Source organism: Pseudomonas sp. P1_C12, from assembly GCF_056406435.1.
This window is the reverse complement of the sequence record NZ_JBFUAE010000001.1, coordinates 235,751-259,855: the sequence shown is the minus strand read 5'-3', so window position 1 is coordinate 259,855 and position 24,105 is coordinate 235,751. Positions and strand designations below refer to the sequence as shown.

Here is a 24,105-nt window from a genome sequence, read left to right as displayed (position 1 = left end):
TGACTTAAAATTAGGATAAATGTACATATGTGTCAACTAATGATGACATAGGTGTACATTTTGCTTGCGTGTCCAAAAAACCGGGATTAACATCCGACAAAACAAGGACTGATTTGACTCGTACGGGCCTGCCTTCCATCGCGTTGAGCGGTCTGCCCGCGGCGTGATGAAAGTGCGCGCAGCGGCAAACCGCACTCGTTGAGATGGACGTGAAAGTGGGTGTTATAGGTGATGGTTCAGGTGTGATTCAGTGGGATCGACGAGGGCACAGTCGTGCTTTCTTAATCTTCTGCCTTATTGATATTTCGGAAAGGAGAGCATAGGTGACAGAGTTATTTGATATTCGCTTGGCTAGCAAACAGACAGCGTTCACTGAAATTCCAGTCATAGATATATCGTCGCTCATAAACGGCGAAAATCCGCTGAAGGTGGCAAGCCAAATAGGTAATGCATGCGAAAAGGTGGGGTTTTTTTATATAAAAAACCATGGTATTGACCAGCAGTTAATAGATAAGATGTATGCGCTTACCAAAAGTTTTTTCAAGCTTCCTTATGAGGAGAAGAACAAGCTTAATGTCGTGAACTCCGGGCTAACGCTACGTGGTTATATACCGATGTACGCGGAAAACGTCGACCCTGCTAATACCCGTGATTTCAAAGAGTGTTTTGATTGCGGAGCTCATTATGATGAGGTCTCTCCATTTTTTGGTCCTAATCAAATGCCGTCTGTACTGCCGCAATTTGAGAAGGTTGCCGAAGATTACCATTCCTCTGTATTGGCACTCGCGCGAATGCTTATTGGCGGGATCGCGCTGAGCTTGGGTTTACCACAAGATTACTTTGAACATCTTCAGCGTAAGCCCATCACTATTCAGCGGATTTTGCGTTACCCGCCCCAGATCGGAAGGGTTTCCCAAGAGGAGATCGGTATTGGGGCACACACGGACTATGGTTTCTTGACGGTCCTATCCCAAGATGCAGTTGGCGGTTTGCAAGTCAGGAACCGTGCAGGGGAGTGGGTTACTGCCCCACCCGTTGAAGGCACTTTTATCGTCAATATTGGTGATCTGGTTCAAACCCTCACCAACGATCGCTACACCTCGACAATGCATCGCGTCATAAATACTAGTGGTCTAGAGCGTTATTCAATACCTTTCTTTATTGATTTGGATTTCGATGCGGTTGTTGAGCCTGTGCCAACCTGCGTGAGTGAGGCGTTACCCGCGAAGTATGAAGCCTACACATGTGGTAAACACAAATTTAAACGATTCGTTGATAGCTATGCGCACCTGAAAGGCGAATAGGGAATTTTCAATGTGCATCCTATACATGGCCGACCCAGCCGATGCGGAGAAATGGCGAGATTGCCTGTCAACGCTCGCCCCTGAACTAGAGTTCCGCCAATGGCCTGAAATCGGTAACCCGGCAGAGGTGCACTACATCCTGGCTTGGGAGCCTCTTGCCGACGTTGCGGAGCAGCTTGGTAATCTTCGACTCCTCTACGCTGCCGGGGCTGGAGTCGACCAGTTTGATCTGGCCCGTTTGCCTGCTCACGTGTCGGTAATACGACTGGTAGATAGCTCGATGGCTGACATCATGGCCGAGTATGTTCAGTTTGGCGTTCTCGCCTTGCATCGAGACATCCTCGCTTACCAGGAGGATCAACGCAGTGGGCGCTGGCAACCTCGACCAATCGTGCACGCTTCTCAGCGGCGTATTGGTGTCATGGGGGTTGGCAATCTCGGACGCGCCGCGCTTGATCGCCTTCAGCCATTGGGATTTCAGCTCAGCGGCTGGAATCGTTCTTTGAAGTCTCGGTGGTCGCGCTTTCGAGCGCAGCTTGGCGGGTGTGTAGCTGAGCCGTTGCCTTGGTCAGCCGGGTGCCGGCTTGCTGTGAGTTTTGACGCGTGCCCGCGCCTTGCTCGGAGAGGTTCTTGTATCGTTCGAATTCGTGTCTGGCGAATCCGAGCTCTGCGGTGCCCCCGTCAATGCCGGCCTTAACCTGATTGATGGTGGAGCCTTGGGGGGTTATCCCCTGGGTATTCAAGCGCGTTCATCACGAGGCGTTAAGCCGAAATAGTCGCGATAGCTTTTGGCGAAATGCGCAGCTGAACCAAAGCCGCACAGCGCGCTTATTTTCAGGACTGACGATGAGGTCTGCTTCAATAACTGTTGTGCCCGGACTAAACGCAGCTTGAGGTAGTAGCGCGACGGAGAGACGTCCAGGTATTTATGAAACAGGCGCTCCAGTTGGCGACGTGAAATCCCGGCCTTAAACGCCAGCACTTTGAGTTCGAGAGGGGTGTCCAGGTTGGCCTCCATCAACAGGACAGCCGCTTGCAACTTGGGCTGATTTTCGCCAAGTGTATGCCTGAGCGGTATCCGTTGCTGATCCTGGTCGTCTCGCATGCGCTCATACATGAACATGTCGGAGATTGCCGCGGCCAGTTCACGGCCGTGCTCGCTCCTGATCAAGTGCAGCATCATGTCCATAGGCGCCGTGCCCCCCGAAGAGGTCAGGTGGCTTCTATCGATGGAGAACAGGTGTGCAGTGAAATCGGCGTCGGGAAACGCTTCGCGCATCTGTGCCAGGCATTTCCAATGAACACTGCACCGGTGGCCCTCCAGCAGTCCGGCCTTGCCCAAGGCCCAGCTTCCTGTGCAGATCGCGCCCAACCTGCGGCCCAGGTAGGCCTGGTGCTGCAACCAAAGCACATGCTCATCGCTTACGCTGTCCTCAACACTCATCCCGCCGCATACGATCACGGTATTCAACGTCGCGGCCTCGTCCATTTTGGCGTCGGGCGTTATTTGCAAGCCGGCACTGGCGCGCACTGGTTTTGCGTTCTTACCCAGCGTGCACCATCGATACAGCTCTCTACCGGAGAGATGATTGGCCATGCGCAACGGTTCTATTGCCGATGCCAGCGAGATGAACGTGAAGTCATCCAACAACAGGAATCCGACAGATCGTGGGGCAGGGTCCTGCGAAGTAGGCACTGGGTTGCGCTCCTCTTTGGTCATATCTGCCTCAGGTTGAACTAGAACTTGAAACGCCCAACCAAGCCCTTCAGTTGCTCGGAAATATCGGTCAAACGCCCTGAACCCGTCTGTGCGGAGTGGGCGAACTCCTCGACCAGCTGCGCATCGGCATGGATCTGCGTGATGTGCCGGTTGATGTCTTCGGCCACTTGGTGCTGTTCTTCTGCAGCGGTGGCGATCTGGGTGTTCTGATCGCGGATCGAGTCCACCGAATTGCGGATCTTGTCGAAACTGTCTCGCGCCTGCTGGATGCGTTCGACGCTGGATTGCGACACCTGAAGGCTGCCCTGCATCTGCTGGGTCACTTCTTGTGTGCGCCGCGCGAGGTTGCCTAGCAGGCTGTCGATCTCGCCAGTAGAGTCGGCAGTACGCCGAGCCAGGGCGCGAACTTCGTCGGCCACCACGGCAAAGCCGCGGCCCTGGTCGCCGGCGCGCGCGGCCTCAATGGCGGCGTTGAGCGCCAGCAGGTTGGTCTGCTCGGCAATCGAGTGAATGGTATCGAGGATGGTGTTAATGTTCTTGCTGTCCTGCTCCAAAGCCTGCATGGTCACGGTCGACTTTTGCAGTTCTTCGCTCAGCTTCAGCACACTGCCGGTAGCCTCGCCGATGTGATGCTGGCCATCGTGTACATCGCGATAGCCTTCGTCCGCACTGGAGGCGGCCTGGCTGCAAGAGCGGGCCACTTCGTTGGCGGTCGCGACCATTTCGTTGAACGCGGTGCTCACCAGTTCCACGGCCTGGCGCTGGCGCCCGGCGGCTTCGTTCATGTTCTGGGCCACTTCGCTGGTGTCGGCCGCCGCATTTTGCAGGTCGAAAGAGGCACTGCCGATGCGCTGCACCAGCTGCGCGATCATGCCCAGGAACTGGTTAAACCAGCTGGCGAGGGTGGCGGTTTCGTCCTTGCCTTGTACGGTGAGTTTGCGGGTGAGGTCACCTTCACCTTCGGCGATTTCCTGCAGACCGTTGGCAACACCGCGGATCGGCCGCACGATGACGCTGGCGAAAGTGGCGCCCACAATGGCGAAGACTACGGCCAGCGCAGCGGCAATGACGCCGATCAGCCAAGTCAAGCTCGACGCTTCGGCCATCACTTCGTCACGTTTGATCAGACCAATAAAACGCCAGCCCAGGTCTTTGGAGCTGACCACGTTGGCCATGTAGGCCACGCCGTCAATCTCGATCTGGGTCACGCCATCGCTACTCTTGGCCAGCTCGGCATAGTTGGGCCCCAGGTTGGCCAATGGCTTGAAATTGTGCTTGGCATCGCTGGGATCGACCAAAACGTTGCCGTTGCCCTCAAGCAGTATCAGGTAACCGCTTTCGCCCAGCTTGATGGTCTTGACCAGTTCGGTCAGTTGCTTGAGCGACACATCAAGGCCGACGACACCTACCGAGTTGCCACTGGCGTCGGCAATGGTGCGTACGGTGCCGATCAGTGAGACGTCGTCTGGCGCCCAGTAGTACGCGTCCGTGCGAATGGTGGTACCGGGGACGGCTATGGCAGCCTTGTACCATGGGCGCACGCGCGGGTCGTAGTTGGCCATTTTCGGATCATCAGGCCAGGTGGCGTAGCCGGCGTCGTTCTGCCCCATGGAAAGGTAAGCGGTGTTCGGGTGGCTTTTGGCAAAACGCTCGAACATCCCCAGAAGTTGTTGATTGATCTCGGGGAAGGGTGCTTGTGCCGCGTCGGCAGCGGAATAGTTTTTCAAGCCCTTGGCCGCGGTGACCCGTGGATCCTTGGCGATGTATTCGACGTTTTGGCTGATGCCGTCGAAGAACTGTTTCATGCCGTGATCTATCTGACGGATTTCACGGCCGCTGCTTTCCAGGAAGTTGGCTTTGGCGGCGTCGCGCAGGTTTAACACAACGAGCACTGCTACCAGGACAACCGGAACGAAGGCGATGGTCGCGAACGCCCAAGTCAGCTTCTGTTTGATATTCATTATTTCTCCGGCGAGTATTTATAGTTCTTTGAATGGCAGAGGCGTGGTGGTGAGTGTTTAAATTTCGGAGTGGGACAACCGAACGAAACTAATGGCTTCAGACGTGGCCTCTGAAGGGAATAGCCGTACACAGGCCTGGATTCTTTATCAGTCGCTGGGCTCTTTAGTAGCGTTCGTGTTAAACGAGAATTTGGACAAAGCCAACCGTCTTCATGTCCGCAGAAAGCTGTCGTCGAATGGGTAACGTGTCAGCAGTTCATAGCCGGTTTCAGTGACTAATAATTGGTTCTCCAACTTGATGCCATCGCGGCCGCCCACTTCACCCACATACGCTTCGACGCAAAGGGCCATGCCCGCTTGCAGTTCGCCTTCGTATCCGTAGGATTCCAGGTCTTCCGGGTAGCGAATGCAGGGGTACTCGTCGCATAGGCCGACACCATGAAACAGCACGCCGTAGCGTTGGGCGCGGCAGGGCTCGGGCAGCCTATGGGCCTTGGTGGTCAGTTCCGTAAAGCGCACGCCCGGCTTGATCAGCTCGGTGTTATAGACGATATGGTCATGGGCAATTCGATACAGGCGTTTCTGTTCGGCCGTGGGCTCCAAGCCTCCGCAAATCCAACTGCGGGACATGTCCACGCACATACCGTAGGTGCCGATCAGATCCGTGTCGAACGACAGCAGGTCGCCGTTACTCAACACCCGCGGGCCTGACTCCTGGAACCAGGGGTTGGTGCGAGGACCGGAACTGAGGATTCGGGTCTCGATCCATTCTCCACCGCGGCGGATATTGCCGGCATGCAGGGCGGCCCAGACATCGTTTTCAGTTGCGCCAGCGCGCATTGCCTGGTGCATTTCGGCTACCGAGGCTTCACACGATGCCACCGCACAGCGCATCGCCTTGATTTCATCGGGGCCCTTGATCACGCGCGCGAACTCGGTCACTTCCTGGCCGCTGAAAATTTCGATAGCCAAGGCATCCAATGCGCGCACGCCAGCGACTTCGATTCTATCTACCGCAAGCCGGCGGTTGACTCCAGCGTGCTGGCGCAGCAACCCGTCCATTTGTGCGGCGAAATGCCTGGCGTGTCGATCGGTGTGCTCGCCCGTCTCGAAAAAGAAAAAAGACGCGCCGCTGCGCAACTCAGTCACCAGCGGCAAGTGGGCAGAAAGGTGATCGCAGCCATGGAAGTCCCACAAAACAACATGCCCGCTGGCAGCGACGAAGCATGCCCGTGCGGGGTTATGGGTCGTCCATAGTTGCATGTTGGTGGTATCGGTCGCGTAGCGGATATTCAGTGGATCGAATAACAGAATGCCGCCCAGGTCACGGGCTACCAACTGATCAACTATGCGTTGCAATCGGTAGGAACGTAGGGTGGGCAAATGGGGCGGCTCCAGGCCCAAGTGCTCCCACTCCGCAAAAGCCAGGGGAGTTGGGCCTATCTCGACGCGGTCGTTGTCATCGACGGAGCCATCTTTTTTAAGTGCCGCTGCACGTTGCCTGGCGGGGTCGATTCGCCGGGCATTCGTTGGAACTGAAAAAGGAGAAGTTGTCATCGTGGCGTCCAATGTCCAATCTGCTAAAAAGGCTATGCGTGACCAAGCGACATGACTGTGTCTGAATTAGTCATCGCTTACTTTTCTCTGCGCGTGACGCTACAAACCCTCTAAATTGAGTTAGGTTAGAGCGCTGGTATATTAGGTAGGCAGTGATAAAAGATTAATTTACGCAAGACATGTACCTGTTTTTATTATGTGCCCGTGGGGCGGACTTTATTTCAATCTATAAGCATCCTGGTGACAAATCCAACAACATTTACAAGGTGTTATAGATAACCTGTCGTTATCGAGGCTGTTTGGAACGACGGCCGTTGTCTAATTGCGACACTCAGGCTTTTGAGGATGGGGTTTGGCATAGAGCTGAATTTAATAATCCCAGGAGTTCACTGCATCATGGTGGGTATAAGCGCTGTTAGTTTTGTCGCGATAGTATTTATTCTGTGTGTTCTACAGCGTATCTGGATGCAATGTTGATTGTGGTTGTCAGGCGGCCTTGCTCCCTTTTAGCAACGCCCAGGCCCCACTCATGGCAATGATCAACATACCGTAAAGGCTGAGCGTTTCCGGGACCTGCTGAAAAATGACAGCGCCCAGGATCTTGGAAAAGAGAATTTGGCAGTAACTGAACGGCGCCAGGACCGCCGGCGCCGCGCAGCGGAAGGACTGTGAGAGCAGCAGGTGTGAAATCATTCCAAGGGTGCCCAATGCTCCCATCATGACCGCATCGTTCATGGACGGGGTAACCCAGAAAAAGGGTGCTAATAGCGACATGACTCCCGTCGCGAACAACCCGCCCAGGAAATTGCTGGTGATCGCGTTGTCATAGGCGCTGAGTCTGCGTGTAAGCAACTGGTACAGCGCAAAGCACAATGCTGAGCAGAAGGGGAGGAGCACCGCCAGGGTGAACAGGTTACCGCCACCGCAGTAGTTGCCCTATCTCCAGTAAGGGAAGGCCAGACAGAGGATGAGTACGCCTATGTGACTCATCCTTGCCTGGTGGAGAAAATTGCCGGCATCTGCAGATGCTGGTAAATGGCGAAAAACCTCAGGCCAAAAGTGAAGATCAAGGCAATCCACCCCGCGATCCAGATCGATGGGAATAGGTCCCGCAACACCACATAGAGGGTGCACCCTAATAATAATGGTGTCGCGTATATGTCTCGGGACATCAGCAGCGAAACTCTTCCGGCCAGGACATCGCGGGCTATGCCGCCGCCAATGCTGGTCAGCACGCCCATCATCACGGCTAAAGGCGCGGCGAGGTGGAGTGCCAGGACTTTCTCGGTGGCAGCTAACGCGAATAGGGCAGCCGCCAGCCCGTCGAGGTAGAGCAACAGGCGATAACGCTGGTGCAGTCTTTGAGTAAGGAAAAACGCCACCAGGGCGGCAACCAAGGCCACCCAAATGTAATTGAAGTCGACTATCCAAAAGATAGGCAGACCCAGAAGCAGGTCGCGGAGGGTACCACCGCCTATAGCGGTAATGATGCCCAGCACCATTGCACCGAAAAAATCGACATCGGCTTTTTTAATTGCCAGCACACCGGTGATGGAAAATACCGCGATGCCTACCATTTCCTGAAAATAAAGCATTCTGTATTCCTTTCTCAGGCTGCCGGTCAGTTGCGCGATTTCTTCGAATACGCCTCGGCATACGCCGATCTGCGGAGCATCGTTGAGGCAAGGTGAGGTGGTTTTGCTTGTGCCTGATGATGCAACCATATCTGAACTCATAGGGCGCGTCTTTCTTAAATGATCGGCTTTTTTCATGCCGCAAATGCATCGCCGCCTTGATTGATTAACGTGTCGCAAGGGGCCACCAAAACGGCGTGATTGGTCGGTTCAACCGAGTAGGGATCGCCTTAACATCGAGGTCCGTCATACCCTATCTGACATCGAGTTGTCCGAAGACTGCAATCGGTTCTCTGTTGCGAACATGGAGCTTCTAATGTGCATTCTATACATCGCAGACCCAGCCGATGCGGGAGTGTGGCGGGATTACTTATCGACGCTCGCCCCTGAACTGGAGTTCCGCCAGTGGCCTGATATTGGCAACCCGGCGCAGGTGCTCTATATCGTGGCGTGGGAGCCTCTAGGGGACCTTGCAGAGCAGTTTCGTAATCTTCGAATCCTTTACGCTGCCGGGGCTGGTGTAGACCAGTTCGATTTGGCTCAGCTGTCTCGTCAGGTATCACTCGTTCGGCTGGTGAATCGCTTAATGGCAGACATCATGGCCGAGTACGTTCTGTTCAGTGTTCTTGCCTTACATCGAGACATCCTCGCCTACCAGGAGGATCAACGCCGAAATCGTTGGCAACCACGGCCGATAGTGCATGCTTCACAGCGGCGGATCGGTGTCATGGGCGTAGGCAATTTAGGGCGAGTTGCCCTTGATCGACTTCAGCCATTGGGGTTTCAACTCAGTGGTTGGAATCGTTCCTTGAAGGAGGTTCCTGGTGGGCGCTGCTACGTCGGAATGGGGCAATTGGACGACTTTCTTGGGCAATGCGACATCCTGGTGAACATGTTGCCATTGACTCCCGAAACAAATGGAATACTCAATGCGGCTAGGCTCGGTTGCCTGCCTTATGGCGCTGGAATCATCAACGTAGGACGCGGCGGCCACGTCATTGAGCAGGATCTGCTTGACGCGTTAAATACAGGTCAAATCGCAGGTGCCGTTCTGGATGTGCTGGTACAAGAGCCTCCCTTACCACAAAGTCCTTTCTGGAAACACCCGCATGTCCTCTTGACCCCTCACGTCGCTAGTGATGTGCAGATTGAAGGCGGTGTGGCAGTGATAGTCGAGAACCTGCGCAGAGAGCGGGAAGGGCTGCCATTGGTCAATGTGGTAGATCGAGCTAAGGGTTACTAGCTTTCGGCTGTCAGGTACGAGATCAATATTGGTAGAACGCTCATTTTCGCCTCAAAGTAGCCGTTGGTTAAGAGAACATTGGGAAAGCAAAATGCTTAGACTCACCGCTATTTGAGCGAGAGGGAATGATGCGGATCAGAGGTGAGCGTCCCGCCACGGCGTATGGTTTAGTGGCGATAGTTTTATGGAGTACCGCCGCCGGGCTCATCAGGAGTATTAGCGAAATTTTCGGCCCCTTGGGCGGTGCGGCAATGATTTATTCATTGGGCGCGCTCATGCTTGTAGGGAGTTTGGGGCGCCCGCGACTGCGCGCGACGTCCAAGTTTTATCTCGTAGTGGGAATCGCTCTTTTTGTCGCGTATGAGGTGTGCCTTTCGCTCGCTCCGGGCTTTGCCAGCAATCGAACACAAGCGATTAGCTGGGTGTCGTGAACTACTTGTGGCCTTGTTTGACCATCCTGCTGGCCATCATCATGAACGGGTTAGGTATCGCTGTACCGGTGCCACTATCTACTCGCAGTCATACTATGCGGGCACCACGTATTTAGCAGCAACTCTGTAATTTCACTCTCCCGCTGCGTCCGCAGCCGTGTCAGCACATCTTTCAGATAACGACCTACGCCAACGACTTCATTGACAAAACTATTGGTGCGCTATCGTGCGTCGGAGATGAATGGTCAACCGCTACCGATGGGCGCATGCGCCGTTGGTCTCTTCGCGTTTGAAAATTTCAAAAAACAAAGTACATCATCAAGTATTCTTGCATCAGCGTAATAAAACAAAACCCATACAAATCAACAGTTAAACCACCCAATGCACGTCCCGGCTGCCCCTCCAAAAACGTAAAAACGCCGCTCACTGAGCGGCGTTTTGTTTACGTAAGTTTGCTGGACTGCATCGAAGAGTGATCACTAATTTTGTTTTCGCTCCGGCGTTTCCTGCGGAAGCTGCCGCTAAACTCATTTTTCAGGCCCGTAGGTGTAGGCAAGAGACCATTCGAAAAATTAGTCGCTGGTCGAAAAGCGAGACTTCATCCAAGGTGTGGGCTGAAGTGGGATGGCAGGCTTTTCCAAAAGGCAAAAAACGACAAAGCCCTGAATAATCAGCGCTTTATCGTATAAAGATGACGGAGGCGATGACATCTCTTATTGTGTCTCAAGTCCCTCCTAATCATCCTGACCTGTCAAGATATCAATGAGCTTGTCGCCCAACAGGTTCCAAGCTTCTTTTCTCTCTGCGGCATAATCATGGTGTAAGTGGTGACGACGGCCCCGCGAACCTGCCAGTACGTGGTTCTGGCACCGGTCTATCACATCAAGGCTTACCCCGAGGATTGCATCATGGCTGCACTGGTTCGCCTCAAGTCATGAGGTGTTCATTCCCCATTCAAACCACCAGACAGCACCAGGATGTCATCGTGTCGGCGACGTGCTAGCGGCTTGCGATTTTTGAAACGTGATTGGCGGTCCCCAAGCTATTTGCTGACGACCTTGAGATCGACATGCCCATTATGATGCTTTGCGGGGAAGCACCATTGAGAGTGTCCTGTGAGCTGACGAAGCTTGCTGAAATAGTGGGTTGCAAACGCAGATAGGAACAGGTGGTGGTGGCCGAATTGCACAAGGGTTGTCCCTGTGAGCTATAGGCACAGCCCTGAAAGAGTTATCGTAAGACAGTCCCAAGACCATTCAGTCCACGAAAGCTGGGTGGTCTTGGGTTTCTAAATCAGGCGGTTTGAAGGTTTTCGCAAAACCGATCGACTGCATTTATCGACTGATGCTGCCTGTCGCCATCGACAGTATTGGGTCGTTCCCTGCTGATCAAATCCGATGAAATCGGTGACCCCTTCCGTGTGGATGACCACACCCGAATTTTCCATGGCGATTACTCGGTGGAAACCGGTAGCAACGCTCAATACTGAGCCTGCTCGCAGACTGAGGGTACACATAGAGGTAGAAAAATTTTTCGAACTAAAAAATCCCTTTATTTTCAATAACAAAGAGAAAGGTTCGATTCCGGCTTCGGCACCATGAATATCAAGGGCTTGCGTGAGATACCTCATGCAGGCCCTTAGTTTTTTCTTGCCGCAATTCCTATTTTGTAGACGTCACCTTCTTCCCTTTGCGGTGGCGGATGTATTGCTTAGTCATCACTACGGTGGTGTGACCAAGCTGGTCCATTACCTCCCGGATGTTGCCGGTTGACTCAGAAACTGCCCCGTCCTCGGATCGAAGTGGCGCACAAAGTGAACGTGCCTGGAACCGAAGGGCTGGTCGCTGACCCCGGGCCCTCTGATCACCTTGACGCTGTTCATCCGGTGGATCGGTATGAAGTGCCGGTTATCCATTGGTACGAAATGCCGGTTGTGCATTGGCACGAAATGCCGGTTTCCCATATGAAACGGGCCCGTGTGGAAATGGTGGAATTGCCCGCATTGCTGTGGCTGCCCACTGACCAGAACGGTCGGGTGAGGATTTTGACCGAGGCCGCCACCGCTGATTGCCTCCAGGGAGAGGCTGCTTGCCAGAAGCCCCGCGACCAAGAGCAGGAGCTGTTTGAAGATACGCATAGCGCCACCTCTGACGGTCCCCCTGCACTAAATTATAGTGCGCCATGGACCCCGGCCTGGCCTTGGCGCTGAAGTAGACATCTAACCAAACGGCGGGTGAGCAGAAAGTAATAACCTATAAATTACCTTCTAATTCATTGTGTTACAGAGCGGATGTCCTAATTTTTACCATATCTCGGCACGACCCCGAAAAGATGCCGCAAAAAAATCTCAAACCACTGGGTATAAGGCTTGTGGCGGCGTGCCTCGGAAAGAATTGAGGCAGGAATATTCGTGTAAGCTATTGAATTATATTAAGATATCGAGTTGAATTAAAATCCCCCGCTCGTAAGGGCGTGCCGGGTCGATTCCGGCTTCTTACCATGAATATCAAGGGCTTGCGTGAGATACCTAATGTAGGCCCTTTTTCTTTACTCTGCAAAAACCAGCCTCTGCTCCAATCCATCACGTTACGCATCCGAACGGACTACCCGGTCATGCCCACGCAAAAAGAATCACCTCAGGCATGAAGTCCTTGCAGGGCCTGGCTTTGCAATAGGGACTTACAAAGCAGTCTCTCAATAAGGGTGACGTGGTCAAGATGGATGTCTTCTGAAGTTTTTGCCTGCAACTGCCGACTCAAGCTCCTTGCAGTAATCAGAGGGCACTGTATGCCCTTATTTTTTTTGAGGGTGCTGGATGAAACAAAGACAGGTTTCGCTGTTGGCTTTGTTGTTTATGTTTTTGACAGGTTGCACGACTACGCCACCCAAAGATCAAAGCAATCTCTGCAGTATTTACCGTGAGTATCCCGACTGGTACGAGGACTCGCTGGAAATGCAGAATGAATATGGGACGCCTGCGCATGTGGCCATGGCGATAATGAAGCAGGAAAGCAGCTACGTGGCTGACGCATTGCCGCCTCGTGACTACCTGCTCTGGGTGATCCCTTGGGGGCGAGTCAGTTCGGCTTATGGTTATGCGCAGGCTCAAGATCCGGTGTGGGGCGAGTACAGGGACGATACTGGCAACGGCGGTTCGCGTGACAGCTTCGACGACGCGATCATGTTTATCGGTTGGTACACCACTGGCACCCACCGCCAGCTCGGAATCTCCAAATGGGACACCTACAATCAGTACCTGGCTTACCACGAGGGGCGTGGGGGCTATAGCCGCAATACCTATCGCAGTAAGCCGTGGCTGATGCAGGTTGCCCAGAAAGTGCAAAAGCAGTCAGAGATTTACAGCGCCCAACTCAAGCAGTGTCGTCAGGAGTTGGAAGACGAACGTAGTGGGTGGTTTTAGCGCGGCAAAGCCATTGATTCCGTTGCCCGGCATTCTCTGAAATCAAGGGTTCGCGAGCGAACGCTGTGCAAACCCTTGGTTGTTTCTGCTTCATTTCATCTGTCTAGATCGTGGTTGCCTGATGTTTTTCAGGACGCCGGATCTGCCTTGCGGCGATCGCTGCCGGTCGGGTTGCCGGTATTGATCAGTCTTCTTTCCAGCAGTACGTTTTCCAAAGCCTGGCGGTCTGACGGGTTCATTTGATGTTCTCGCTCCTTGAGTTCCAACAGGATCGGGCTGGACCATTGGCGATAGGTTTGTTCAGCACTACGATTGGGTGACATGGGTACCTCCTTGATCAGGCTCCTGCCAATAAAGGCGCCGCAGTTCGATACGCAAAATACCCTAGTCGACGAAGCGGGTTCTCGCCACTGCTTTACGTCGGACTTGCATTTCCCCAGATGCCCGTAGCGGCCGTGCGCTGTACGTAGTCGCTAAAGTCGCGTGCCGGCCGACCCAGTGCCCGTTGTACGCCATCGGTCACGGGCGTGTTGCGGCCATCGAGCACAGTCGTGAACAGATACAGCACCAGATCGATCAACTCCGGGGGAAGTTGTTCCTGTTCCAATGCTTGTCGATAGGCATCCGCTGGTACGGCCACGAATTCGATGTTGCGATGGGTGGAGCGGGCGATCTCGGTCACGGCTTCGGCAAAGGTCAGCGCCCGAGGGCCAGTCAATTCATAGAGCTGGTTGGTGTGTCCGGGTTGGGTCAGTGCGGCGACGGCGCACTCGGCGATGTCCTCTGCATCGACAAAGGGTTCGGCGACTCGGCCGACGGGGAGTGCGAGTTCGCCTTGCAGAATGGGTTCAAGAAAGTGCGCCTCGCTGAAATTCTGGCAGAACCAACTGGCCCGCAGAATCGTCCAGTCAATCCCGCTGTTCTGTACGACGCGTTCGGCCTGTTCCGCCTCGATCTCACCACGCCCGGATAACAAAACCAGTTTGCGGACTCCGCTTTTCACTGCCAGGTCGGTGAACGCCTGAATGGTTTCAAGGGCGCCTGGAACGGCGAGATCAGGTTGGAAGGAAATGTAGACCGCATGAGCGCCATCTATCACCGCGTCCCAGGTTGATCGATCTTCCCAGTCGAAAGGGGGATTCGCATCGCGGGAGCCTTGGCGAACGGGCAAGCCGGCCGCTTCGAGTCGTTGTGTGATTCGCCGCCCGGTTTTGCCCGTGGCGCCAAGGACCAGTGTGATTGGTTGATCGGTTTTCATCGCGTTCATCTCCATCGGTTAATGTGAGTGATACTCACGTTTAAAAGATGATAGATGCTCATGTTTTGTCGTCAACCCATCAGATCGAATTGCCCGACGTGTGGACATCTGATATTGGGCGTAAGGAGTGGCGATGCTAAGGTGAGTACATGTCACGTTATTGACCGGGAAATTCGCTCGTGCGCAAAAAAACCTCTGAAACCCCCGAACAGCCTGCTGCGCAAGCGGTTCGACGCAATCCCATGCAACAGCGCAGCCGTGAGCGTCAGGAGCGGATATTGGCGATGGCGACTCAATTGATCGCAGACAAGGGCAGCGATCAGCTCAAGATGAGTGAAATCGCCGAGCGCTCCGAAATCTCGATCGGTTCTCTTTATCAGTACTTTCCCGACAAGAGTTCCGTCATCCGGATGCTGGCCGAACGCTACAACGCTGAGAGCCGTCGTTGCATTACAGAGGCAATGGAGGCGGTCGAGGATGCCCAGGGTTTGCAGGCGGCTTATTCGCAGTTGCTCGATCAGTATTACGAGATCGTGATGGCGACACCGGTGATGCGTGACATCTGGTCCGGCATGCAGGCCGACAAACAGTTGTTGCAGCTGGAGCTGGGGGAGAGTCGGGTTGCCGGAGCGCTGTTGGCCCAGGCCATGCTTCGCGTATTTCCGCAAAGCGATGAGCTACAGGTTCAGGAGTCCGCGTTTTTGATTTGGCACCTGGGTGAGGCGACCATGCGGTTGGCTGTCACTTGTACGCCAGAGGAAGGACGCGCGCTGGTCGAGGCGTTCAAGCGCATGTCCCTGCGCGAGGTCACGGACCCAGCGTGCAGGGACATCTAATCGCAGTAAAAGCCTGGCAGTTGTTTCAATTTCCTAAACGAAAGGTTGGCCGGTAAAGCCGCGCGGCAGTCGTTGCAGGCCGGCCATCGCAGTCAGTCGCTCGGTCCAGGCTGAACGCCAGTTATTGGCGGTGTGGACGGCTTTGGCTTTGCGTGCTGCGCGGCGGGCAGCGTTGCGTTCGGTCTTGCGGGCTTCCTTGTATGCGTCGGTGTTTCGGCAGCTTCTGCATTTCACCCGATTGAGCTCGCGGGTCGATACGAGGTTGTTGCCGTTGTGACCGCAGGCCAGGTGCCCGCTGACTTTGAAGTGAGTGACCATTGGAACGTCTCCTTGGTGACGTGTGATCGGTTGACCCCACGTGAGCGGTGACGTTCGTTTGGTTTTGCGCAACAAAAAATCCCGGCGCCAGGTCGGGTTGTGAGAGAGGGTGAAAACCTGGCAGGCAGCCAAACGTTCGGAGACGTCACCGTCACCGATCATGCTGCCCGAATCGGACCTGTCCTCGTACCGCAAATCCGCGACGGATCATCTGAACCGGGGCAGAGGCGGGTCGACAGGTTTGAGTGACGACAGCGTGTGCCGAATCAGCGGCGCGTCCTTCTCGATGTCGTTCAGGCGATCACGAATTCTGAGGGCGGTGGGGTGCCCGCCTTGATGATCGACCCAGTCGGCGATTTCCTTGCAGGCCGCGGCCAAGCGGGCCTGACGGGAGTCCAGCAAGGTGAGCAGGGTGGTGATGGACTCTTTTTCGGACATGGGAGACACCTCCGTTCAAGAAACCTGAGTGTGGCAGCAAAAAGCCCGCCGGGAGCGAGCTTTCTGCCGAATGGGTTACTGATCCTTCTGCAATTTCAGTATAGACCCGTTCAAAAATGGTGACGGGCCGTCAACTTTGTCGGGCTGTCAATTGTGATTTAGCGTTCAACAACCGGCAAACGCGCTGGGCGTCTTCCTCAACATCGTAGCCGTCACCGATGAAGCCTTGGGTTCGGGTATCGGCGATGCGGTACCAGGCCGCGGCATCCGGTGGCAGGTGGTCATATTCACCCGCACGGCGGCCATGGATGATGATCCTGTTGCAACGCTTCACTACGAAAATCTCTTCCATGGCGTCTCCGCAGCTGATTCGTGTACAGATCAACTATAGAAGCCATTGGTGATCGTGCAAAAAACAGGCAGGTTAATTCGTCGGCTCAGGTGCCGCCGGATTTACGCCAGCACCGCGACCGCTTTGATTTGTGCCCAGAGTTGCTGACCGGAATGGACGTTCAATTGGTCGCGGGAATAACGCGTGATCCGTGCAAGCAGCGGCGAGCCTGCGGCGTCCAGGCGAATCAGCACATGGGCGGCGTTGTCGGCATTCATTTCACTGACCACCGTGACCGGCAGGCGATTGAGAATGCTGCTTTGCTCGGCACTGTGCAGGCTCAGGCTCACATCCCGCGCCTGGACCTTGCAGCGCAGTGTCTGACCCGTATCCATCGGTGTGTGAGGCACACGAATGTTGAGAGTGGTGTCGGGCAACTGCAGGCTGAGCAGTTGATAGTCGGCGTCATAGGCGCTCACGCGACCTTCGATCACCACACCGGCGTCATCCCCCATTGCCAGCGGCAAGTCGAGGCGCGCCAGGGTCTGGCCGATCGGGCCGCTGGCCAGCGCTTTGCCGTTGCTCAGCAACACGATATGGTCGGCCAGCCGCGCGACTTCATCCTGGGAGTGGCTGACGTACAGCACCGGGATGTCGAGTTCGTCGTGCAGACGTTGCAAGTAGGGCAGGATTTCACTTTTGCGCTGGGCATCGAGCGCGGCCAGAGGCTCGTCCATCAACAGCAGTTTCGGGCTGGTGAGCAGTGCGCGGGCCATGCCGACGCGCTGTCGCTCACCGCCCGAAAGGTGTTGTGGGTGCCGGTCCAGCAAATGGCTGATGCCCAGCAACTCGGTGGCGTGGGCCATATCGACCCGACGCTGCGACTTGGGGATGCGCTTGAGGCCGAACTCCAGGTTGGCCAACACCGACAGATGAGGAAACAGGCTGGCTTCCTGGAACACGTAGCCGAGCGCGCGTTTGTGCGGCGCGACGAACACCCTGTTTTCGCTGTCTTGCCAGACTTCATCGTTGACCTGGATAAAGCCTTGATCGGCCCGTTCCAGGCCGGCAATGCAGCGCAGGCAAGTGGTCTTGCCCGAGCCGGAGTGACCGTAAAGCGCAGTGACGCCACGCCCCGGCAGTTGCAGGTCGACGTCCAGGGCGAAGCTCGAGTAGCGTAGTTTCAGGCGCATTTGAATCATCGATCAGCTCCAGCCCACTTTGGTTTTTCGGCTGGAATACAGCGCCAGCAAGACGACAAACGAGAACATCAGCATCGCCCCGGCCAGCCAATGGGCCTGGGCATATTCCATGGCTTCGACGTGATCGTAGATCTGCACCGAGACCACGCGGGTCTTCTCGGGAATGTTGCCGCCGATCATCAGCACTACGCCGAACTCGCCGACGGTGTGAGCGAAGCCGAGAATGGCGGCGGTAATGAAACCGGGGCGGGCCAGGGGCAGCGTCACGCTGAAAAAGGTGTCCCAGGGATTGGCCCGCAGCGTCGCGGCCACTTCGAGCGGGCGCGTGCCGATTGCGGAAAATGCGTTTTGCAGCGGCTGGACCACGAACGGCATCGAATACAACACCGAACCGATGACCAGCCCCGCAAAACTGAAGGTGAGGGTGCCAAGGCCGAGTGATTGGCTGAGTTGGCCGATGTACCCGTGAGGGCCGAGCGCCAGCAACAGATAAAAACCAATCACTGTCGGCGGCAGCACCAGGGGCAGGGCAACAATCGCCCCGACCGGGCCGCGCAGCCAGGAGCGGGTGCGCGAGAGCCATAGCGCAATCGGAGTGCCGACAATCAGCAGGATGACGGTCGTCAGGGACGCCAGTTTCAGGGTCAGCCAGATGGCGGAATAATCGGCACTCGATAGCGACATTTAGATTTCGTAACCGTAGGACTTGATGACAGCTGCCGCTTTCGGCCCCTTGAGGTAGTCAACCAGTGCCTTGGCGGCCGGGTTGTCCTTGCCCTTGTTGAGAATCACAGCGTCCTGTTTGATCGGGTCGTGCAGACTGGCTGGAACGATCCAGGCCGAACCGCTGGTGATCTTGCCGTCCTTGTAGATCTGCGACAGGGCGACAAAACCCAACTCGGCATTGCCGGTGGAGACGAATTGGTAGGCCTGGGTGATGTTCTGGCCTTCAACGATCTTCGCTTTGACCTTGTCGGTCAGACCTTCCCTGGCCAACACCTGGGTCGCCGCCAGGCCATACGGTGCAGCTTTCGGGTTGGCGATGGACAGGTGCTGGTATTCGTTCTTTTTCAGCACATCGCCCTTGGCATCGACGTAGCCTTCTTTGGCCGACCACAGTGCCAGCGTGCCGACCGCGTAAGTGAAGCGCGACCCCTTGACGGTATCGCCTTCGGCTTCAAGTTTTTGCGGGGTGCTGTCGTCTGCCGAGAGGAACACTTCGAACGGCGCGCCGTTTTTGATCTGGGTGTAGAACTGGCCGGTGGCACCAAAGGAGGTGACCAGCTTGTGCCCGGTGTCTTTTTCGAAATCAGCGGCGATGGCCTGGATGGGCGCGGTGAAGTTGGCGGCGACAGCCACCTGGACTTCGTCCGCCTGGGCTGAGCCGAAGGCGAATATGGCGAGAAGGCTTGTCAGGCAGGCAGGGGCAAAACGTGAGGCACCAATGGTCATGAAACGGCTCCGTTAAAGGCAATTGCAGCAGGTTAATCGTTATGTACAAAAATATATAGCGAATTGCCTTTGAACGGAATGTGCTGTCACAAAACTGTATACAATTTTAACGCAAGTGCTGCTCAGGGGTGACGTAGCAGTCTGGCTAATCCTTCTTCAGCCAGCTGTCGAGTGAGTGCCGCGGTGGTCAATTCAACCCCGAGGGTAAAGGCCTGGCCGGCCCAGAGGTTGCTGAAGTCCGCTTCACCTTTGGCCCGCAGAGGCATCAGCGCGCCACCGGCAAGGGGGAAGGCCGGGGCCTTGGCGCTCATGGGCCCCAGTTCACGCATCACCCGATTGAGGATGCCCCGGGCCGGGCGACCGGTGAACACGTTGGTGACGGCCGTCTCGCTTTCCCTGGCGGTGCGCAAGGCTTTGTGATGGGACGGACTGACCTTGGCCTCTGGGGTGAACAGGTACGCCGTACCCACCTGCACTGCCGAAGCGCCCAGCATGAAGGCGGCGGCGACGCCTCGTGCGTCAGCGATGCCGCCGGCGGCAATCACCGGCACTTTCACCGCATCGACGACTTGCGGCACCAGGGCGAAAGTCCCCACCTGACTGCTCAGGTCATCGCTGAGAAACATCCCGCGATGGCCCCCGGCTTCGTAGCCCATGGCAATGATTGCATCGCAGCCATGCTGCTCAAGCCACACCGCTTCTGCGACGGTGGTGGCCGAGGACAGCACTTTCGCACCGGTGGCTTTGACCCGGTCAAGCAGGGATTTTTCCGGCAGGCCAAAGTGAAAACTCACCACTTCAGGGCGAAACGCTTCGACCACCTCGCAGGCGGCGTTATCGAACGGCGCCCGGTTGGACACCGGTGTTGGCGCATCAAAGTCGGCGCCGAGTTCCTGGTAGTAGGGTTGCAGCAGGTTTTTCCAGTCCTGCGCGCGTTGCTCGTCAGGAGCTGGCGGTTGATGGCAGAAGAAGTTGACGTTGATCGGGCGCTGGGTGTGTTGGCGGATGGTTTTCAGCTCTTCGCGCAGTTGATCGGTGCTGAGCATCGCCGCTGGCATCGAGCCCAGGCCGCCGGCATTGCAGGCTGCAATCACCATGGACGAGTTCGTGGCACCGGCCATCGGCCCCTGAATGATCGGCAGTTCGATTCCGAGCAGGTCAAGAATGCGGGTATCTGGCCATTGGTTCATGTGCTGTGTTCTCCGACGTTGAAGCAGGGCAGGGACGGTAGAACAGGATTTGTAACGCAACGACTGGCGCAAGGCCAGTCGTCATTTCAGTACTTCAAGCTTTCTTCAGCGTCGATGGAAGCCTCCACCTCCGCCACCGAAGGAGTGATTCATCACTTGGGAAGAGTTATGGAATTGGCAGATTGGCTTAAAGTCGAGTACGACAATCTGCTGCCATGTGTTATTTCCACTGTACCCCAACCAGACTGATTCCATTGAGAGGCCGTAATGTTCAAAGGTATTTTGATCGACAAAGACGACAGCGGTTACCGGGCCACACTGCAAGAGATCCAGGACGATCAGTTACCCGAGGGCGATGTCACGGTGCGCGTTGCCTATAGCACGCTGAACTTCAAGGATGGCCTGGCGATCACCGGCAGCAGCCCGGTGGTGCGTAAATTCCCGATGGTGCCGGGCATCGATCTGGCCGGTGTCGTTGAAGTCAGCGACCATCCGGACTACAAGGTCGGTGACCAGGTCCTGCTCAATGGCTGGGGCGTGGGTGAAGGGCATTGGGGGGGATTGGCGCAGAAGGCTCGCCTGAACGGTGACTGGCTGATCCCGCTGCCCAAGGCATTCACCGCTGCCCAGGCGATGGCCATCGGTACGGCGGGCTACACGGCCATGCTGTGCATCCTGGCCCTTGAGCACAATGGCGTTACGCCCGAACAGGGTGAAATCCTGGTCACCGGCGCCAACGGTGGTGTCGGCAGTTTCGCCATCGCGTTGCTGAACAAGCTCGGCTACCGGGTGGTGGCTTCCACCGGGCGTACGTCGGAGCATGACTACCTGAAGCAACTGGGTGCTGGCGAAATCATAGACCGCGCCACGCTGTCCGAGCCAGGCAAGCCGCTGGCCAAGGAACGTTGGGCGGCCGTCATCGACTCGGTCGGCAGCCACACCCTGGCCAACGCTTGCGCCAGCACCAGGGCCAATGGCACCGTCGCGGCATGCGGTCTGGCGCAAGGCATGGACTTTCCGGCATCCGTTGCGCCGTTCATTTTGCGCGGCGTGACCCTGGCCGGTATCAACAGCGTGACCCAGCCCAAGGCCAAGCGCGTAGAGGCCTGGAATCGCCTGGCCAAGGATCTGGATTTCAACCTGTTGCCGCTTATCAGTCACGAAATCGGCTTGAGCGAAGCCATCGAAGCCGCGCCGCGCTTGCTTGCCGGGCAGTTGCGCGGGCGCGTGGTAGTGGATGTGAATCGCTGATTACGGCGACTCGCGCTCCAGCAACTGCCGTTTGCGCTCGACACCCCAGCGATAGCCCGACAGATTTCCGTCGCTGCGCACCACGCGATGGCAAGGGATCGCCACGGCCAGGCTGTTCGCGCCGCAGGCTTGAGCCACGGCGCGAACGGCTTTCGGCGAACCGATGCGTAGGGCGATGTCGGCGTAGCTCGCCGTGCTTCCGGCAGGGATCTCCCGCAGCGCTTGCCAGACCCTTTCCTGAAATGCGGTGCCGCGCACGTCCAATGGCAAATCAAGGCCAATGGCCGGCGCCTCAATAAAGCCGACGACCCTGGCAATCAACGCCTCGAACTTCTGGTCAGCACCAATCAGGTTGGCGCGCCGAAACTTGTCTTGCAGATCACAAACCAGTTGGTGCGGATCATCGCCGAGCAGGATCGCGCAGACCCCGCGCTCACTCTGCGCCACCAGAATCGCGCCCAGCGAACACTGGCCGACGGCAAAACGAATGTCGTTGTTTTGACCGGCGGCGCGGTAGTCCCCGGGTTTCATTCCCAGCAGTTGGTCTGCCGCTTCATAAAACCGGCTGTTGGAGTTGAAGCCGGCGTCATACAGGGCATCGGTCACCGAGCCGCCGTCTGCCAGTCGCTCGCGCACCTTGCGTGAACGATGGGCATCGGCGTAGCCCTTGGGCGTCAGGCCGGTGACGGCTTTGAACACACGATGGAAGTGAAAGCTGCTCAGTCCCGCCGCCTCGGCCAATTCGCCCAGGGCCGGCAGCGTTTCGGCGGTTTCGATCTGGCGGCACGCGGCTGCCACGGTGGCGGCATGTTGCGCGGCGAGTTCGCTCTGATCCTTTGTCGCGCGTTTGCTCGGACGATAACCCGCGGCCCGGGCCTGTTCGGCGCTATCGAAGAATTCGACGTTCTGCGGCTTGGGCAAGCGCGCGAGGCTGCTGGGGTTGCAATAGATGCCTGTGGTCTTCACGGCATAGACAAACTGCCCGTCAGCCTTGGGATCGCGCGCGACCACGGCGGCCCAGCGCGGATCGTTTTCGATGGAGATCTTGGTCGATTGGGTAGTCATGGCGTCACGTCCATTGAGGGGTTGCCTGTACATTAACCATGGGGCAATTCCCACACACTCCGGCGCTTGCGGTCAAATTCGAAGTCTTTATCCGGCAGTACGGAAGGTGAAGTTGATGCGTTGCTCGCCGAGTCTCGGGTGATGGCCGTCCTTGATCGGCAACACGCCGTGATAACGCAGGCGATCCACGCCACCCCAGACCACGATGTCGCCATGCAGCAGGGGGATGCGCTGGCTTTTATCGCCGCGTGCAAAGCCACCGAACAGGAACATCGCCGGTAAGCCCAGGGATACCGAAACGATGGGGGCTGCGTAGGAATGTTCGTCCTTATCTTGATGCAATGACATTTTTGCCCCGGGGATATAGCGGTTGATCAGGCAGGAGTCCGGTGCAAAATCGGCGAAACCCGCTGCCTGCGCCGCCGCTTGCGCCAGTTGGAAAAACACCTCGGGCATCATTGGCCAGGGCCGGCCGGTCTGTGGATCATCGCGGGTGTACCGATAACCACTGCGGTCAGTGGTCCAGCCGAATTGGCCACAACTGCTCAGGGCGACCGACATGGTAAAGCCGCCGGGCGTGACCATCTGCCGAAACGGCGCGGCCACCAGCACCGCCTCCAAGGCGGGCAGCAAGCGCTCCAGCCAGGGCAGGGCGAAGCCTCTGAGTACGTAGGACTGTTCACCGATCTGCCCGCGCCTGGGCTGTTGCTCGGGCTCTGCATCGGCAAACAGATCGAAAGTCAGCGGATTCATGGGTTCATGACGCATCGTGAAAGATGATTCCAAGGGTATGCCGTTTGCCGCTGTGCAGGCGACTCACGCCGTGACGCAGGGTCACGCGATAGTAACCGCGAACGCCTTTGACCGGCCGCTGGTTGACGGCAAAGATCAACCCGTCGCCTTTCTTCAGGCTGATGACCATCGGGCGTGATTGCATTCGCGGGCGCTGTTCGGTCAGGACAAACTCGCCACCGGTGAAGTCTTCATCGGGTTCCGACAGCAGAATCGCTACTTGCAGTGGGAAAACATGCTCACCGTATAAATCCTGATGCAAACAGTTGTAGTCCTGCGGACCATATTGCAGCAATAACGGTGTCGGACGGTTCTGACCAGCGGCATGACAGCGCTCGAGGAAGGCTTGATGGGTTTCAGGAAAACGCTCGGGCAAACCCATTTGTTCCTGCCAGCGATTGGCGATGGGCACCAGGCGCGGGTAGAGCGCACTGCGCAAGCGGGCCACCAATTCCGGCAACGGGTAGTTGAAATACTTGTATTCGCCGCGGCCGAACCCGTGACGAGCCATCTCCACGTGCGAGCGAAAGGGCTCGGTTCGAGGGTACAAGGTGCTGACCTGATCACAAGCCTTGTGGCTCAACAGTGACGGGATGACGGCGTAACCGTCCTGATCAAGTTGCTGTTCCAGCCGGGGCCAGTCCAGCCTGTCCAGATATTGCTCGCTCATTGCCGGGCCTCTTGTTGTTGAGGTGGCCAGT

24 protein-coding genes and 4 pseudogenes are annotated in these 24,105 nt (G+C 56.4%); 6 read left to right on the top strand and 22 right to left on the bottom strand.

The window, feature by feature from the left end; all coding sequences use genetic code 11:
• Positions 1-323 precede the first annotated feature (323 nt).
• Positions 324-1,304 (top strand): isopenicillin N synthase family dioxygenase, encoded by a 981-nt coding sequence (locus AC1D19_RS01225; RefSeq protein WP_477762058.1) that lies wholly within the window; start codon positions 324-326, stop codon positions 1,302-1,304.
• Positions 1,305-1,389: 85 nt separating this feature from the next.
• On the opposite strand, the gene AC1D19_RS01220 is transcribed toward AC1D19_RS01225, so the two are convergent.
• Positions 1,390-1,635 (bottom strand): hypothetical protein, encoded by a 246-nt coding sequence (locus tag AC1D19_RS01220; protein WP_477762057.1) that lies wholly within the window; start codon positions 1,633-1,635, stop codon positions 1,390-1,392.
• Between AC1D19_RS01220 and AC1D19_RS01215 the strand changes: the two are divergent.
• Positions 1,585-1,755, top strand: a pseudogene (locus AC1D19_RS01215) (NAD(P)-dependent oxidoreductase); the annotation flags it as partial. The gene AC1D19_RS01220 and the pseudogene AC1D19_RS01215 sit on opposite strands and share 51 nt — an antisense overlap.
• Positions 1,756-1,786: 31 nt before the next feature.
• On the opposite strand, the gene AC1D19_RS01210 reads toward AC1D19_RS01215, so the two are convergent.
• From AC1D19_RS01210 to AC1D19_RS01180, 7 genes and pseudogenes are all read right to left on the bottom strand, one after another.
• On the bottom strand, positions 1,787-2,047 hold the full coding sequence (locus AC1D19_RS01210) for a hypothetical protein (RefSeq protein WP_477762056.1): 261 nt from the start codon (positions 2,045-2,047) through the stop codon (positions 1,787-1,789).
• A gap of 2 nt (positions 2,048-2,049) precedes the next feature.
• A pseudogene (gene gbdR, locus AC1D19_RS01205) lies at positions 2,050-3,024 on the bottom strand (choline metabolism transcriptional regulator GbdR); the annotation flags it as partial.
• A 17-nt stretch (positions 3,025-3,041) separates the two neighbouring features.
• Positions 3,042-3,809, bottom strand: coding sequence for a methyl-accepting chemotaxis protein (locus tag AC1D19_RS01200; protein ID WP_477762338.1), 768 nt, complete (start codon positions 3,807-3,809; stop codon positions 3,042-3,044).
• A 93-nt stretch (positions 3,810-3,902) separates the two neighbouring features.
• Positions 3,903-4,829: pseudogene (locus AC1D19_RS01195) on the bottom strand (cache domain-containing protein); the annotation flags it as partial.
• A 366-nt stretch (positions 4,830-5,195) separates the two neighbouring features.
• Positions 5,196-6,554 (bottom strand): dimethylsulfonioproprionate lyase DddP, encoded by a 1,359-nt coding sequence (gene dddP, locus AC1D19_RS01190; RefSeq protein WP_477762055.1) that lies wholly within the window; start codon positions 6,552-6,554, stop codon positions 5,196-5,198.
• 474 nt (positions 6,555-7,028) lie between these two features.
• On the bottom strand, positions 7,029-7,439 hold the full coding sequence (locus AC1D19_RS01185; RefSeq protein WP_477762054.1) for an EamA family transporter: 411 nt from the start codon (positions 7,437-7,439) through the stop codon (positions 7,029-7,031).
• A gap of 89 nt (positions 7,440-7,528) precedes the next feature.
• Positions 7,529-8,314: a trimeric intracellular cation channel family protein gene (locus AC1D19_RS01180; protein ID WP_477762053.1), complete on the bottom strand. Its 786-nt coding sequence runs from the start codon at positions 8,312-8,314 to the stop codon at positions 7,529-7,531.
• A 178-nt stretch (positions 8,315-8,492) separates the two neighbouring features.
• On the opposite strand from AC1D19_RS01180, the gene AC1D19_RS01175 reads away from it, so the two are divergent.
• A complete protein-coding gene (locus tag AC1D19_RS01175; protein ID WP_477762052.1) occupies positions 8,493-9,419 on the top strand; it encodes a 2-hydroxyacid dehydrogenase in 927 nt (308 codons plus the stop codon).
• A gap of 1,165 nt (positions 9,420-10,584) precedes the next feature.
• Here AC1D19_RS01175 and AC1D19_RS01170 read toward each other — a convergent pair.
• Positions 10,585-11,024 (bottom strand): annotated as a pseudogene (locus tag AC1D19_RS01170) (site-specific integrase); the annotation flags it as partial.
• Between the two features lie 573 nt (positions 11,025-11,597).
• Entirely contained in the window at positions 11,598-11,987 is a 390-nt protein-coding gene (locus tag AC1D19_RS01165) for a hypothetical protein (protein ID WP_477762051.1), read from the bottom strand.
• 678 nt (positions 11,988-12,665) lie between these two features.
• On the opposite strand from AC1D19_RS01165, the gene AC1D19_RS01160 reads away from it, so the two are divergent.
• On the top strand, positions 12,666-13,271 hold the full coding sequence (locus AC1D19_RS01160; RefSeq protein ID WP_477762050.1) for a transglycosylase SLT domain-containing protein: 606 nt from the start codon (positions 12,666-12,668) through the stop codon (positions 13,269-13,271).
• Between the two features lie 128 nt (positions 13,272-13,399).
• On the opposite strand, the gene AC1D19_RS01155 is transcribed toward AC1D19_RS01160, so the two are convergent.
• Both AC1D19_RS01155 and AC1D19_RS01150 read right to left on the bottom strand, forming a co-directional pair.
• Positions 13,400-13,594 (bottom strand): hypothetical protein, encoded by a 195-nt coding sequence (locus AC1D19_RS01155; RefSeq protein WP_477762049.1) that lies wholly within the window; start codon positions 13,592-13,594, stop codon positions 13,400-13,402.
• Between the two features lie 92 nt (positions 13,595-13,686).
• Positions 13,687-14,529, bottom strand: a complete 843-nt coding sequence (locus tag AC1D19_RS01150) for an NAD(P)H-binding protein (RefSeq protein ID WP_477762048.1) — start codon at positions 14,527-14,529, stop codon at positions 13,687-13,689.
• Positions 14,530-14,708: 179 nt separating this feature from the next.
• Here AC1D19_RS01150 and AC1D19_RS01145 point away from each other — a divergent pair, with 179 nt between their 5' ends.
• A complete protein-coding gene (locus tag AC1D19_RS01145; protein WP_477762047.1) occupies positions 14,709-15,365 on the top strand; it encodes a TetR/AcrR family transcriptional regulator in 657 nt (218 codons plus the stop codon).
• Positions 15,366-15,398: 33 nt separating this feature from the next.
• Here the strand turns inward: AC1D19_RS01145 and AC1D19_RS01140 are convergent, their stop codons facing one another.
• From AC1D19_RS01140 to AC1D19_RS01110, 7 genes are all read right to left on the bottom strand, one after another.
• Positions 15,399-15,683: a hypothetical protein gene (locus AC1D19_RS01140; protein ID WP_477762046.1), complete on the bottom strand. Its 285-nt coding sequence runs from the start codon at positions 15,681-15,683 to the stop codon at positions 15,399-15,401.
• Positions 15,684-15,890: 207 nt separating this feature from the next.
• The gene (locus AC1D19_RS01135) at positions 15,891-16,121 is read right to left on the bottom strand and encodes a hypothetical protein (protein WP_477760451.1); all 231 of its coding nucleotides are present in this window, start codon (positions 16,119-16,121) and stop codon (positions 15,891-15,893) included.
• Positions 16,122-16,251: 130 nt separating this feature from the next.
• Positions 16,252-16,473 (bottom strand): hypothetical protein, encoded by a 222-nt coding sequence (locus AC1D19_RS01130; RefSeq protein ID WP_477762045.1) that lies wholly within the window; start codon positions 16,471-16,473, stop codon positions 16,252-16,254.
• A 101-nt stretch (positions 16,474-16,574) separates the two neighbouring features.
• A complete protein-coding gene (gene modC / locus AC1D19_RS01125; RefSeq protein WP_477755541.1) occupies positions 16,575-17,654 on the bottom strand; it encodes a molybdenum ABC transporter ATP-binding protein in 1,080 nt (359 codons plus the stop codon).
• A gap of 3 nt (positions 17,655-17,657) precedes the next feature.
• Positions 17,658-18,338 (bottom strand): molybdate ABC transporter permease subunit, encoded by a 681-nt coding sequence (modB, locus tag AC1D19_RS01120; protein WP_477762044.1) that lies wholly within the window; start codon positions 18,336-18,338, stop codon positions 17,658-17,660.
• On the bottom strand, positions 18,339-19,106 hold the full coding sequence (modA, locus tag AC1D19_RS01115) for a molybdate ABC transporter substrate-binding protein (RefSeq protein ID WP_477762043.1): 768 nt from the start codon (positions 19,104-19,106) through the stop codon (positions 18,339-18,341).
• Between the two features lie 122 nt (positions 19,107-19,228).
• Positions 19,229-20,296: an NAD(P)H-dependent flavin oxidoreductase gene (locus tag AC1D19_RS01110; RefSeq protein WP_477760452.1), complete on the bottom strand. Its 1,068-nt coding sequence runs from the start codon at positions 20,294-20,296 to the stop codon at positions 19,229-19,231.
• A gap of 267 nt (positions 20,297-20,563) precedes the next feature.
• Here AC1D19_RS01110 and acuI point away from each other — a divergent pair, with 267 nt between their 5' ends.
• Positions 20,564-21,547, top strand: coding sequence for an acrylyl-CoA reductase (NADPH) (gene acuI / locus AC1D19_RS01105; protein ID WP_477762042.1), 984 nt, complete (start codon positions 20,564-20,566; stop codon positions 21,545-21,547).
• On the opposite strand, the gene ada is transcribed toward acuI, so the two are convergent.
• The 3 genes from ada to AC1D19_RS01090 all read right to left on the bottom strand — a co-directional run bounded on the left by ada (position 21,548) and on the right by AC1D19_RS01090 (position 24,074).
• Entirely contained in the window at positions 21,548-22,612 is a 1,065-nt protein-coding gene (gene ada / locus AC1D19_RS01100; protein WP_477762041.1) for a bifunctional DNA-binding transcriptional regulator/O6-methylguanine-DNA methyltransferase Ada, read from the bottom strand.
• An 87-nt stretch (positions 22,613-22,699) separates the two neighbouring features.
• Positions 22,700-23,380 carry a DNA oxidative demethylase AlkB gene (gene alkB / locus AC1D19_RS01095; protein ID WP_477762040.1) on the bottom strand — a complete coding sequence of 227 codons (681 nt, stop codon included), beginning with the start codon at positions 23,378-23,380 and terminating at the stop codon, positions 22,700-22,702.
• Positions 23,370-24,074, bottom strand: a complete 705-nt coding sequence (locus AC1D19_RS01090) for a 2OG-Fe(II) oxygenase (protein WP_477762039.1) — start codon at positions 24,072-24,074, stop codon at positions 23,370-23,372. The genes alkB and AC1D19_RS01090 overlap by 11 nt, the downstream gene beginning before the upstream one ends.
• Between the last annotated feature and the right edge of the window lie 31 nt (positions 24,075-24,105).